The sequence below is a fragment of the Parapedobacter lycopersici genome (assembly GCF_024643285.1).
Lineage (GTDB): Bacteria > Bacteroidota > Bacteroidia > Sphingobacteriales > Sphingobacteriaceae > Parapedobacter > Parapedobacter lycopersici.
In genome coordinates this window covers 222096-234332 of sequence record NZ_JAMSLW010000006.1, presented here as the reverse complement: position 1 = coordinate 234332, position 12237 = coordinate 222096, and the positions used below count along the sequence as shown (strand labels likewise).

The window sequence follows — 12237 nt, the reverse complement described above, 5'->3', positions numbered from 1 at the left end:
TTATCCATTTATCCTACGATTCTCAGTTTTGCAAATTTAAGCAACAATTGCTTCTGTCCCAATTCTTTGAAGAAAATAGTTGCTTTGACCTCTCCTTTTCCCCCTTCAAGGTTCAGCACCTTGCCAAAGCCGAAGCGCTCATGTTCCACCTCCATACCTACCTGCAGGTTGCTCGTATCCGAAGGGGCAAAGCCGGGAGTCGGGGTATGTGCCTTGGGCAATATGGAGGTTGTCTTCGGCGCGATCTTGGGTTTGGGTTTAGTAAAAACATCCCGTTGCTGCCATGCCGTGCGTTCACCTTCAAACGTACTGCCCGGCTGCGGTGCCGGTTTGGCCCTGAAATCGAGCTCCAGGTACTTCGGGTCCAGTTCGTCCAGGAACCGGCTGGGCTCGCAGTTATTCAGCGTGCCCCAGCGGTAGCGTGAAGTAGCATAGCTGAGAAACAGTTTCTTTTCCGCCCGGGTGACAGCCACATAAAACAACCGCCGTTCTTCCTCCAGCTCGCTGCGCGAATTGAGCGAGAGCTGCGAAGGAAAGAGGTTCTCTTCCAGTCCCACAATAAATACATTGGGGAATTCCAGTCCCTTGGAAGAGTGGATAGTCATCAGCGAAACAGTATCCGCATTGGGGTCCTTGTCATTGTCATCATTGGTCAGCAACGCCACGTCCTGCATAAAAACATCAAGTCCCTTTTCGGCAATGTCCTCGCGTTCGCTGAACTCCTTGATCCCGTTGAGCAGCTCCTGTATATTTTCATAGCGGCTGAGGCCTTCCACGGATTTATCCGCATACAGGTCTTTCAGTATGCCCGAATGCTGTGCAATATGCATGGCGGCGTCAAATGCCGAATGGTTTTTTGCCACCACCTGAAAGCCCTGTATCAGGACAGCAAATGCGCCGACCGCACCCGCACTCCGGCCGTCCAGGTAGGATGCGGCATTGCCGATCACATCCCACAGCGTGATCTGCTGCTGATCGGCCGCCACCAGGATGCGGTCGACCGTGGTGTCGCCGATTCCCCGGCGGGGGTAGTTGATCACCCGTTTCAGGGCTTCCTCATCACTGGGATTGAATACCAGCCGGAAATACGCGATCAGGTCTTTAATCTCCTTCCGTTGATAAAACGAGGTACCCCCGTAAATTTTATAGGGGATATTGATCTTCCTGAGTGCCTCTTCCATCGCCCTGGACTGGGCATTGGTCCGGTACAGAATGGCAAAATCGAGGTATTTACCGCCGTGCAGTGCCCGTTCCTGGGCAATAGCCTCCGCAACAATCTTCCCCTCCTCGTTATCGCTGAACGCCCGGTTCACCCGGATTTTTTCGCCCTGCTCATTCTCGGAGAAGACATTTTTCTTCAGCTGGTCCTTATTATTGGCGATGATGCTGTTGGCTGCATTAACGATATTCTGTGTCGAACGGTAGTTCTGCTCCAGCTTAAACACCCGCAGGTCGGGATAATCCTTTTCAAAATTGAGGATGTTCTGGATATTCGCGCCGCGGAACGCGTAAATACTCTGGGCATCGTCGCCCACCACGCAGATGTTCTCGTTAATTGCCGCCAGTTTCCGTACAATCAGGTACTGTGAAAAGTTGGTATCCTGATACTCATCCACCATGAGGTATTTAAACTTGTGCTGGTATTTGTGCAGCACCTCCGGATACTCCCGGAACAGGACGTTCGTCTTGAACAGCAGGTCGTCAAAATCCATGGCGCCGGCTTTGTAGCAGCGCTGCGTGTAGGTCAGGTAAATCTGGCCCAGCTGGCCCCTGCCGTTGGAGAAGTCATCCGCCTGGATCTGTTCGTTGCTGCTGTATTCCGTGGCCGATATCAGGTTATTCTTGGCCGAAGAGATGCGATTGTACACGAAATTGGCATTATACAGCTTATCATCCAGCTGCATCTCCTTCAGAATGGTCCGGAGCAGGCTTTTGCTGTCGTCCGTGTCATATATGGTAAAATTGCGCGGATAGCCGATGTGTTCGGCTTCCGCACGCAGTATCTTGGCAAAAACCGAGTGGAATGTCCCCATCCAGATGTTCCGCGCCTCATCGCCCACCACCGCGGTGATGCGGTTGCGCATTTCCTTTGCTGCCTTATTGGTAAAGGTAAGCACCAGAATCTGAAAGGGGTCTACGCCCTGTTTGATCAGGTGGGCTACCCGGTAGGTAATGACGCGCGTTTTTCCGGACCCAGCACCGGCCACAATCATGACCGGGCCGTTTGTCTGTTCCACGGCCGCCCGCTGCGAGGGGTTCAATCCAGCTAAATAATCCAAAATTTATTCCTGTCTTTTTCTGTTTCGTGATCGTGCCGTAAAGGTACGAATTTAGGTGAGTTCTTCGGTACCCCTGACCGCAAAAGTACCCAAACCGGCCTGCTCACTGCCGGGAGGCTCATGAACACGCTGGCGCGCAACGCTTAATGCTTATAGCCTACTGCCTACACACTTCACCAACCGCCCTCCACTGACCACAGACCACTCCTCACCAGCTACCGGCCACAGTCCAGTCACCCACTAACACTCTTCCTCCACAGTCTCCGTCTCCACCGCAGCCGTTGCCTGTTTCCGCTTCCCTGCACCGGTACCCAGCTTGACCAGCACCGGCGCCGTAGCGATGAACACGATCCCCATGATGACATATTCGAGGTTGCGCTGGACCCAGGCGTTCTCGCCGAGCAGGTAACCCAGGGTTGCCAGACTGCCTACCCAAAGAATGCCGCCCACCACATTGTAGAACGCAAACTTCTTGAAATCCATCTTCACGATACCGGCCACAATGGGGGCAAATGTCCGTACAACAGGAAGGAAACGAGCCAGAATAATGGCCATCCCGCCACGTTTGTCATAAAATTCCTGCGCACGGAAAATATATTCCTTCTTAAACAGCCAGTTGTCTTTCATCCGCAACAGCCGATGTCCAAAATATTTCCCGCACCAGTACCCCACGAAATTACCCAATATACCGGCCGCCGAAATCAGGGCAATCCAATACAGCAGGGTAAGCACGGAATCCACCGGCCCCAATGTCAAATTGGCAATGATAATACCTGCAATAAACAGGATGGGATCACCCGGAAGGAAAAAACCAATGAGAATACCGGTTTCAGCAAAAACAATAAACAGTAATAAATACAGGCCGCCGTGGGCAACAATCCAGTCAGGATTGGTTAAATTATTTAAAAAATCGAGCAACGCTTCCACAAACTAATCAAAATAACGTCAAAGGAACGGATGAATACTGGAAAGACGTGGTACAAAATCATGCCATAACCCCGACGGATCATGTCATTTTTTGATAATATTTTGGAAAAGCAAAAGCCGGAAGACTAATGGCGCGGTTAAGAAAATGCGGAAGCCGATATAAACCCGTAATAATCAGGCATCCGACGGAAAACGAAGGGAATTATCCGAAAGCCGGTTGGCTTACCGCAGCACACCTAAAAAGGTGCATCGTCATTCATGTCATTCATGCGCGACTGCCGCGTAATACTGCCAGGTTGGTCAAACGATGCGGAGGGACCCAGGCCGGCGCTGAACGAACCGGAAGCCGGAAAATCACCGCCACCAAAAGAAAAGTCATTCTCCAGGTCGGCAAATTTCACATACTTACCGATGAAACGAAGCTGTACGGTACCGGTTTCACCGTTCCGGTGCTTGGCGATGATGACCTCTCCCACACCGGCCGTAGACTGGCCGGCTTCGTCTTCCGTGAGGCCATAATATTCGGGACGGTAAAGGAACAGCACCATATCAGCATCCTGTTCGATAGATCCCGATTCACGTAAATCCGACAGCATGGGGCGCTTGCTTCCGCCCGGGCGGCTTTCCACCGCACGACTCAACTGCGAAAGTGCAATCACGGGAATGTTCAACTCCTTGGCCACCGATTTAAGCGACCGCGATATACTGCCGATCTCCTGTTCGCGGTTTCCGCCTTTACCATCGTTCTTGCCATGCATGAGCTGCAGGTAATCCACAATCACCATCTGGATATCGTACTGGGCTTTCAGTCGCCGGCATTTCGCGCGGAACTCAAAGATATTGAGCGCGGGGGTGTCATCGATCAGCAGGGGTGCCTGGGTAAGCCGGCCGATACGCGAGTGGAGTTGTGTCCATTCATGATCGGCCAGGTTGCCTTTGCGCAGCTTCTCCTGCTCGATTTCGGTTTCGCCCGCGATAAGCCGGTTAACCAGCTGCACGGACGACATTTCCAGCGAAAACACCGCCACCGGCTTTCCGTGATCAACCGCCGCATTGCGGGCACAGCTTAAAACGAAAGCCGTTTTACCCATGGCGGGGCGCGCAGCCACAATCACCAGGTCGGAAGGTTGCCAGCCCGAGGTCATCCGGTCCAGCTCGGTAAAACCCGAAGGGACTCCTGTCAGGCCATCGGTACGGTCGCGCAGTGTTTCCAGCGCTTCCACCGCCTCGCGCATGATGTCGTCCATCTTGCGTGTATCACGCCTCAGGTTGTTCTGGGCAATGTCAAACAGGCTCTTTTCCGCATGGTCCAGCAAATCAAAAATATCCGTGGTATCTTCATATGCGTTGTTGATGATTTCGGTGGATACCTTAATCAGTTCACGCTGGATGTATTTCTGCGAAACGATACGCGCATGGTATTCAATGTTGGCGGCAGATACCACGCGGTCGGTCAGCTGGGTAATGTAATATGCCCCCCCTACCAGCTCCAGGGCACCCATCTTCCGCAACTCGGCGGTTACGGTGAGCAGGTCAATGGGAGAAGTTTTCTGGAACAGGTTATAAATTGCCTCAAAAATTTTCTGGTGGGCCTCGGTGTAAAACGTTTCCGGCTTCAGGATGTCAATAACCTCGCTTAGCGCATTCTTTTCCAGCATCAATGCACCCAGCACCGCCTCTTCCAGATCCACCGCCTGCGGAGGGAGCTTGCCCAGCCCGCTGACCAGGTTATTCAACCGTGTACGCCGTTCCGCAAATGTTCCGCGCGAGGGGTTACTGGTCTGTTGGGAGGTGTATTCGTTCTCTTGGCTCATTGTACTTACTAATACGGTAAAAGGATCTGCTAATCGTTAATGGTTACTAACCGGTAGCTGTATTTAAAACAGCCAAACAAATGTATACATTTTGGCACCCATATTTCCGGCAAGTTCTGAACAACCTCTTCACAGCACCCACCGTGTGAAAAATGTTACCGCTTGAAACTGGCTTAGTTAGCCCGCCGGAACGCAAAGGGCCAAATGTTAAAAACATGTGCAAAACAGCAAAAATAAACTGTTTATCAACGAGTTACGTGACGTTAATAATTTACCTTCCTGTGGATTGCTTTAATTTAGAACACAAAAACCGCGCCCTTTTAGGCAAAAATCCGGAACATAATTTCTACGCATTGATAATCAATTTAAAGCAGATCAGTAACCGCCGATGACGGCGGTAACGGGCTGTCATTTTTTCCTGCCCTTTCTTCCGCAGTGTCCCGTAAGCTTCCGTCGGGATGAGGGTCCGGGACGGGGATGCATATGGACCGGGTATTTGTCGGGGCCGGCTTGACGTGAGTCCAGGGTGAGTCCAGGGTGAGTCCATAGTGAGTCCAGGGTGAGTCCACCTTTTTCCGTAAAAAACATGGACGCACCCCGCACGCAGTACCGCCGCAATACGGTTGGGCTACGTATCAGGGCAGACGCACATGCGGTGCGGAACCGACCTATGCGCGATGCCGGGCAACCGTCACGCGGAATCTACGTAAAATCGGCTACGATACACCTGCCGTAGCTATAAAATTGTATCTTTGCGTACCATGGCAACATCCGATACGATAAAGCCTTACCAGGACGACCAAGTAAGCAAAAAACAGCAGGTAGCCGATATGTTCAACAACATTTCGGGCACGTATGATTTCCTCAACCATTTTATGTCGCTTGGCATCGACATCATCTGGCGCAAAAAGGCCATCCGTCTGTTAAAGCCTTCCGCCCCCGGGCACCTGCTGGATGTCGCGACCGGCACCGGCGATTTTGCATTGGAAGCACTCCGCCAGTTAAAGTCCGCAAAAATAATCGGGGTCGACATTTCCCAGGGCATGCTGGATGTAGCCAGGGAAAAAATAGCCAAAAAAGGACTTGGCGACCGGTTTGAAGTGCAGCTGGGCGATTCGGAACACCTGCATTTTGACGATGCCACTTTCGATGCCGTAACAGTGGCTTTCGGCGTACGCAACTTTGAAAACCTCGAAAAGGGGCTCACCGATATCTGCCGGGTGCTTAAACCCGGAGGAAAAGCGATCATTTTGGAATTTTCCAAACCGCGGGTGTTCCCCGTAAAACAACTGTATCGCTTTTATTTTAACCACGTTACCCCGTTCATCGGCCGTTTTTTTTCCAAAGACAAACGCGCATACGGCTACCTTCCCGAATCGGTTGCCGCATTTCCGGACGGGCGGGCGTTCACTGAACTGCTGCAGCGTGTCGGTTTCAGGGAAACACGGTGCCTGCCCCAGACGTTTGGCATCTGTACCATCTACGTAGGCACCAAATGAAACCGGCTTTTTTCGCATATACCTTCATACTGGCATTGCTGGTATCCGCTACCGCAACTGCCCAGCAGCAACGGCGCCCGCAGCGCTGGGGCGGCGGGGTAGATGACGAACGGCTCCATTTTGGCTTTAGCTTCCACTACCTCAGCGCCGATTATAAAATCACGCTGAAACCCGACTGGCAACAACCGTATGAGGAGGGTGGCGTACCGGTGGCCGACTCGCTGTACGGTGTCCGTGCACCTTTCCAGCAGGGCTTGGGCCTGGGGCTGCTGGCCGACCTGAAGCTCTCCGAAAATGCCAACCTCCGGTTTACCCCCAATCTCGTATTCTCCAACAAAACGGTGGATTATCGGTATACACCTAATACCATCGTTAATAGTCACGAGCGCGACCTGTCGGCGCTGGTGCGCGCGACCTATATTGACCTGCCGTTGCTGTTCAAGTTCAAATCGGACCGCAAGGGCAACTACCGGGGCTACCTCATCGGCGGCGGCAAATATTCCCTCAACGTGGTTTCGGGCAAACGGTACAACGATCGCGATAAGGTGCCGCTCGAGAAGCTCTTAAAAACCAAACCGGGATACTTTTCCTATGAAGCCGGTATCGGGTTCGACCTGTACTTCGATTACTTTAAAATGTCGCCTGAAATCCGGTGGGTACAAAGCGTGGGCAACCTGCTTGATGCCCGTGAACCTAATATGTACAATCACCCGATTGAGCGGCTTATGCTGCGCAATTTTCAGGTCAGTTTGTTTTTTGAATAACGCATAACACCAATTTTAACTGTTAAATTCAATTATATGTCATCCACATCCAATAAAATAGCGTTTATCACCGGCGCGAGTGCCGGCATCGGAGCGGCCTGCGCCGAAGTATTTGCCCGCGAGGGGTATAACCTGCTGCTTGCTGCCCGGCGCGTAGATCGCATCGAGGAATTGGCTGCCCGGCTCCACGCCGCATACGGGATAGACACCCACCTGCTTTCACTTGACGTCCGCGATGCCGACGCCGTTTTCTCATCAGTTGAAAACCTGCCGGCCGCCTGGAAAAAAATCGACGTACTGGTTAATAATGCAGGCCTCAGCCAGGGGCTGGATCCAATCCACGAAGGGGATATCGGTGACTGGGACCGCATGATCGACACCAATATCAAAGGGCTGCTGTATGTTACCCGCGCCGTGTCACCCGGTATGGCGGCGCGCCAGAGCGGGCACATCATCAATGTTGGCTCCATTGCCGGCAAACAGGTGTATGCCAACGGCGGTGTGTATTGCGCCACTAAATTTGCGGTGGATGCCCTCAGCCAGGGCATGCGCATCGATTTGCTGGACAAAGGCATTAAGGTTACCGCTATCCATCCGGGCATGGTGGAAACGGAGTTCTCAGAGGTACGCTTCAAAGGCGATAAAACGCGGGCGAAATCCGTTTACCTCAACCTGGAGCCGCTAGTGGCCGAAGATATTGCCGAAGCCGTATGGTTTACCGCCTCCCGGCCGAAGCATGTTAACATCAACGATATGCTGATCATGCCCACCGCCCAGGCCAACGCCACCACGGTGGTCCGCAACAAATAAGAAGCATCGGGGTTTGAAATTACATGTTTACCAAAAAATAACGAAATGGCATTACAGGAACAGATCGACCAGGAAATAAAAACCGCTATGCTGGCCAAGGACAATGCCCGGCTGCGGGGACTGCGGGCCATCAAGGCAGCCATCTTACTGGCCAAAACCGAAAAGGGACCTGCAGAGGCGCTTACCGCGGAAACCGAGATCAAGGTATTGCAGAAACTCGCCAAGCAACGGCGGGAATCGGCCGAAATCTACGAACAGCAGCACCGTAGCGACCTATACCAGATTGAGATGGAGGAGCTGACCGTAATCGAAAGCTTCCTGCCCAAGCAGCTCAGCCAGGCAGAAATCGAACAGGCTGTCCGGCAAATCATCGCCGACACAGGTGCCTCCAGCATGAAAGACATGGGAAAAGTGATGGCCGCCGCCAATCAGCAGCTGGCCGGAAAAGCAGATGGAAAGACCGTCTCGGCGGTCGTAAAGGCACTGCTCGGCTAATCCTCCCGGCCCACTCTCCGGAGGTGTGCATCCCGATCGCGTTCGTAGGTGGAGATATGGCGTTCCTTTTTACTCTCGAAGATATCATCAATAGTAATCAGGATTCCGGTCTCCTCCACCTCGCCGAATTCATCGTTAATGGCCGTACCGAAGGTCTTCATTGTTGATGACAGGTTCATGTAGGTATTGATCAGCGGCGGAATATTCTCTCCCAGTGCCCGCACCCGGCTGTTGAGCACTTTATAACCCTCTTTATAGGGTAATCCCTCAAACAGGCCGTGGAACGTTTCGGTATCGCTATGATAGCCAAGTGGCCGGATAGGCCATACCAGCCGTTCCATATCGGGGAAATAATAATTCATAAAATACAGCAGCAGATCCCGCGCCTCCTTATTGTAATGCGGATACATGGTGACCTTGCCGAACAGGTATTTGACATCGGGGTTGAGTTTCACGACAGCCCCAAGGCCATCCCACAGGTTATCAAGCGAAAACAATCCTTTGCGGTTATCCTTTGCCGGCTGGTAGCGGGGCTGCACAAATGACCGCCCGAGCTCAATGGTATACGGCAGGTAGGCCGTTTTGAATTTTTCGGAAAAATGAAAATAATGCGCGGTAGACAGGTTGATCTCCCCGTGGCTGTTGGCGCCTACATCCCGGCATTTGATCAGCCGGTATCCGGCAATGATCTCTTCGTCTTCCGGATTCCAGGCGATCAGCTGGTCATAAGCGTCCTCACCCATATCGTTGTCATCCACATCGTAGGGCAGGCCCGTTCCGCCGCCCGCTGCCCGGAACGTGACTTCCCTTAACCGGCCGATTTCCAGCACAGTATGGGGTGCACTCCGGTGGTTTACCAGGTAAACCTCATTATTGCCGTTATTGGTATAACGCACAAATGTTTCTTCCGTAAGCTCCTTTTTTATCAGATTCTTATCAACAGGGGCTATAATTTCTTGCATATAGTTTCGTTTTCCGGAGCTAAATTGTAAACCAGTTGTTTGACCGCCGCCGCCCATTCCTTCTCGCTTTTGGAGTCGTCAAAATCGGCATAGGGGATTGTTTTTCCTACGCATATCGTCACCGTCTTGTTTTTCTGTGCAAACATCTCGTCGGGCAGATAAAACATCTCCAGGTTGGCTTTAATGCCCAGTAGTTCCCTGCAACGAGCAAAATTATAAAAAAAGCTTGAATTTTCGCCCTGGATATAAACGGGTACAATATCTTTCTGATATTTTTTTGCTTTGTTGATGAAACTTTTTTTCCATTCCAGGTCTGCCACCCGTCCCTGCCGTTTGCGCGATACCAGGCCGGCGGGAAACACGAGCAGGGCATGGTCCGCTGCATATGCCGCCTCAATCTGTTCCATTCCTTTCCGCCCCTGCGTGCCGTGCTTATTTACGCCCACGAACAGGGGTTCAAGGTTTTTGATGTTCAGCAGGATGTCATTCACAATGAATTTAATGTCTTTACGGTATTTACCAAGTGCGTGCATAAAGGCCACCCCATCGAGCCCGCCCAGCGGATGATTGGAAGCGAAGATGACACCGCCCGAGGGTGGTATATGCTCCGCTCCCCGCAGCTCGACGTTAACGCCCAGCTCGCCGATCAGGGCATCCACGAAAGCCAGTCCGTGCAGGTGCCCGATCCGGGACATGATCCCGTTGATGTCGTCTTCGTGGACCACCCGCTCAATATACCGGAGCACAAACCGGGGGAGCCAACGCAGCAGGGCCGGGTTCTTCCGCCCGATGACATCCCGGATGACAATGTATTTATTTTTATCTTCCAAAACAGTAGCTTAGCCGTTCCTTCTTTTGGCATGGCGCCGCATTTCGGAAACCGTAGCCAAAAGTAACAAAACTTATGGTTGCTCGTGCAAATGAATCGGGAATATCACATTTTTCCCTGATGTGTAAAAAAAACACAAAATAATCGTTCATCTCATCAAAACCCAGTAATTTTGAACAGCAGATTAAACGATTGGCTTTTCGGACTGTTTAATAAGTAGAAGGGAGATCAACGCTATGAACATCGGCCAAATCATCACTGAACAGGACTACGCGGTAGACCCCGCAGACCGGATCGCATCCGTACTGGATAAAATGGCGGAGTTTCGCCTTATCCGGCTGCCCGTGGTAAAAGACGGGATTTTTCTCGGACTGGTATCGGACGAGGCACTGACCGAATACCCGCAGGCCGACCATAGCCTGCAACAGGCCTCCCTCTCCTACCAGCAGGTATATGTCTATGGCACGCAGCACATTTATGATGGCGTGCTCTTTTTCCACATCCACCCCATCTCCCTGATGCCGGTAATTGATAACCAGCACGGTTACCTGGGCGCGGTAACACCACTGCAGTTAGCGGATGCACTGAGCCGGACCATGTCGCTGCAACAGCCGGGCGCAATCATTGTGCTGGAAATGGGACAGCGCGATAATGCCCTTTCACATATTGCGCACATCGTAGAGTCGGACAACGCACAGATACTCAATTCTTATGTACAGTCCTTTTCCGATTCCTCCAGGCTGGAAGTCACCATCAAGGTCAATAAGCTGGAAATATCGTCCATCGTGGCTACGCTGCTGCGGTATGACTACCAGGTAAAGGCGACGTACAATGATGAAAACAGCCGCGACAATACGCACGACCGCTACGAACAGCTGATGAATTACATCAATATGTAATGCGGTATGAAGCCCATGGAGACGAACAGATCATCACCAGCTAACCAACTATGAAAATTGCAATTTACGGTAGGGAGTTCCACCCGTCCGTCATTCCGTATGTCCGGCAGTTGCTGGACCATTTAATATCCAGGCAGGCCGAATTATGGATTTATGACAGTTTCCATCGTTTTCTGACGGAGCAGATTACCTGTCCGCACCAGTTCCGCACGTACCATTCCAGGGAGCAGCTGCCGGAAGATACCGGATTCATGTTAAGTCTGGGTGGCGACGGCACGATGCTGGCGGCAGTGTCTATTGTGGGGCCTTCGGGCATTCCCGTAGCCGGGATCAACTTTGGGCGCCTCGGGTTTCTGGCCAGCATCAATAAGGGGGAGATCGAAGATGCGCTGGATGCGATCCTGGATGGTGCCTATGATATTCAGCAGCGGGCACTGCTTTCCGTGGTGGCAGGTGACACGCCCCTTTTTGACGGTAACCCGTTTGCCCTTAACGACATTACCATTTTCAAATACGACAGTTCGGCCATGATTACGGTACAGGCCCACCTCAACGGTGAGCTGCTCAATGCGTACTGGGCCGACGGCATTATCGTGGCCACCCCTACCGGCTCGACCGCCTATTCGCTGAGTTGCGGCGGACCCATCATTATGCCGGGCAGCGGAAATTTTGTCATTACCCCGATATCACCCCACAACCTTAACGTGCGGCCCGTGGTTATTTCAAACGATTTTGAACTCGACCTGGAAATCGAAAGCCGCACCGGAAAATTTCTCCTTTCGTGTGACTCGAAAACGGAAACGGTTTCCACCGATACACGGCTGAAAATCAAGCGGGCTGCGTTTGACATCAACCTCATCCGGCTGAAGAACCACAGCTTTTTCGCCACCCTGCGCAACAAACTGCTCTGGGGAATCGATGCACGCAATTATTAAACACGATAATTGCGTGATTTCTAT

General features: G+C 52.0%; 12 protein-coding genes. 7 read left to right on the top strand and 5 right to left on the bottom strand.

Annotation, left to right across the window (positions count from 1 at the left end):
* Window positions 1-8: 8 nt before the first annotated feature.
* The 3 genes from NEV57_RS13750 to dnaB all read right to left on the bottom strand — a co-directional run bounded on the left by NEV57_RS13750 (window position 9) and on the right by dnaB (window position 5020).
* Window positions 9-2279: an ATP-dependent helicase gene (locus NEV57_RS13750; protein ID WP_257658907.1), complete on the bottom strand. Its 2271-nt coding sequence runs from the start codon at window positions 2277-2279 to the stop codon at window positions 9-11.
* A gap of 240 nt (window positions 2280-2519) precedes the next feature.
* Complete coding sequence (locus NEV57_RS13745; protein WP_257658906.1) at window positions 2520-3206, bottom strand: DedA family protein; 687 nt, start codon at window positions 3204-3206, stop codon at window positions 2520-2522.
* 236 nt (window positions 3207-3442) lie between these two features.
* Window positions 3443-5020, bottom strand: a complete 1578-nt coding sequence (dnaB, locus tag NEV57_RS13740) for a replicative DNA helicase (RefSeq protein WP_257658905.1) — start codon at window positions 5018-5020, stop codon at window positions 3443-3445.
* A gap of 586 nt (window positions 5021-5606) precedes the next feature.
* On the opposite strand from dnaB, the gene NEV57_RS13735 reads away from it, so the two are divergent.
* From NEV57_RS13735 to NEV57_RS13715, 5 genes are read left to right on the top strand one after another with little or no spacing between them, the layout of a single operon-like run.
* Window positions 5607-5756 (top strand): hypothetical protein, encoded by a 150-nt coding sequence (locus NEV57_RS13735; protein ID WP_257658904.1) that lies wholly within the window; start codon window positions 5607-5609, stop codon window positions 5754-5756.
* 25 nt (window positions 5757-5781) lie between these two features.
* On the top strand, window positions 5782-6519 hold the full coding sequence (ubiE, locus tag NEV57_RS13730) for a bifunctional demethylmenaquinone methyltransferase/2-methoxy-6-polyprenyl-1,4-benzoquinol methylase UbiE (RefSeq protein ID WP_257658903.1): 738 nt from the start codon (window positions 5782-5784) through the stop codon (window positions 6517-6519).
* Window positions 6516-7283, top strand: coding sequence for a type IX secretion/gliding motility protein PorT/SprT (gene porT / locus NEV57_RS13725; RefSeq protein WP_257658902.1), 768 nt, complete (start codon window positions 6516-6518; stop codon window positions 7281-7283). The genes ubiE and porT overlap by 4 nt, the downstream gene beginning before the upstream one ends.
* 36 nt (window positions 7284-7319) lie before the next feature.
* Complete coding sequence (locus tag NEV57_RS13720; protein WP_257658901.1) at window positions 7320-8093, top strand: SDR family oxidoreductase; 774 nt, start codon at window positions 7320-7322, stop codon at window positions 8091-8093.
* A 45-nt stretch (window positions 8094-8138) separates the two neighbouring features.
* Entirely contained in the window at window positions 8139-8588 is a 450-nt protein-coding gene (locus NEV57_RS13715; protein WP_257658900.1) for a GatB/YqeY domain-containing protein, read from the top strand.
* Here the strand turns inward: NEV57_RS13715 and glsB are convergent.
* Together glsB and glsA are read right to left on the bottom strand one after the other, a co-directional pair.
* The gene (gene glsB, locus NEV57_RS13710) at window positions 8585-9550 is read right to left on the bottom strand and encodes a glycine N(alpha)-acyltransferase GlsB (RefSeq protein ID WP_257658899.1); all 966 of its coding nucleotides are present in this window, start codon (window positions 9548-9550) and stop codon (window positions 8585-8587) included. The genes NEV57_RS13715 and glsB overlap by 4 nt on opposite strands.
* Window positions 9535-10380 carry a lyso-glycine lipid O-acyltransferase GlsA gene (gene glsA / locus NEV57_RS13705; RefSeq protein WP_257658898.1) on the bottom strand — a complete coding sequence of 282 codons (846 nt, stop codon included), beginning with the start codon at window positions 10378-10380 and terminating at the stop codon, window positions 9535-9537. The genes glsB and glsA overlap by 16 nt, the downstream gene beginning before the upstream one ends.
* Window positions 10381-10615: 235 nt before the next feature.
* On the opposite strand from glsA, the gene NEV57_RS13700 reads away from it, so the two are divergent.
* Both NEV57_RS13700 and NEV57_RS13695 read left to right on the top strand, forming a co-directional pair.
* A complete protein-coding gene (locus tag NEV57_RS13700; protein WP_257658897.1) occupies window positions 10616-11278 on the top strand; it encodes a CBS domain-containing protein in 663 nt (220 codons plus the stop codon).
* 50 nt (window positions 11279-11328) lie between these two features.
* On the top strand, window positions 11329-12213 hold the full coding sequence (locus tag NEV57_RS13695) for an NAD kinase (protein WP_257658896.1): 885 nt from the start codon (window positions 11329-11331) through the stop codon (window positions 12211-12213).
* The last annotated feature ends 24 nt before the right edge of the window (window positions 12214-12237 follow it).

What these genes read in the sequence shown, in the direction of transcription:
- ubiE (WP_257658903.1), top strand. Translation starts at nt 5,782, where the DNA reads ATGGCAACATCCGATACGATAAAGCCTTACCAGGACGACCAAGTAAGC.
- NEV57_RS13735 (WP_257658904.1), top strand. Translation starts at nt 5,607, where the DNA reads ATGGACGCACCCCGCACGCAGTACCGCCGCAATACGGTTGGGCTACGT.
- glsB (WP_257658899.1), bottom strand. Translation starts at nt 9,550, where the DNA reads ATGCAAGAAATTATAGCCCCTGTTGATAAGAATCTGATAAAAAAGGAG.
- dnaB (WP_257658905.1), bottom strand. Translation starts at nt 5,020, where the DNA reads ATGAGCCAAGAGAACGAATACACCTCCCAACAGACCAGTAACCCCTCG.
- NEV57_RS13700 (WP_257658897.1), top strand. Translation starts at nt 10,616, where the DNA reads ATGAACATCGGCCAAATCATCACTGAACAGGACTACGCGGTAGACCCC.
- NEV57_RS13720 (WP_257658901.1), top strand. Translation starts at nt 7,320, where the DNA reads ATGTCATCCACATCCAATAAAATAGCGTTTATCACCGGCGCGAGTGCC.
- NEV57_RS13715 (WP_257658900.1), top strand. Translation starts at nt 8,139, where the DNA reads ATGGCATTACAGGAACAGATCGACCAGGAAATAAAAACCGCTATGCTG.
- NEV57_RS13695 (WP_257658896.1), top strand. Translation starts at nt 11,329, where the DNA reads ATGAAAATTGCAATTTACGGTAGGGAGTTCCACCCGTCCGTCATTCCG.
- porT (WP_257658902.1), top strand. Translation starts at nt 6,516, where the DNA reads ATGAAACCGGCTTTTTTCGCATATACCTTCATACTGGCATTGCTGGTA.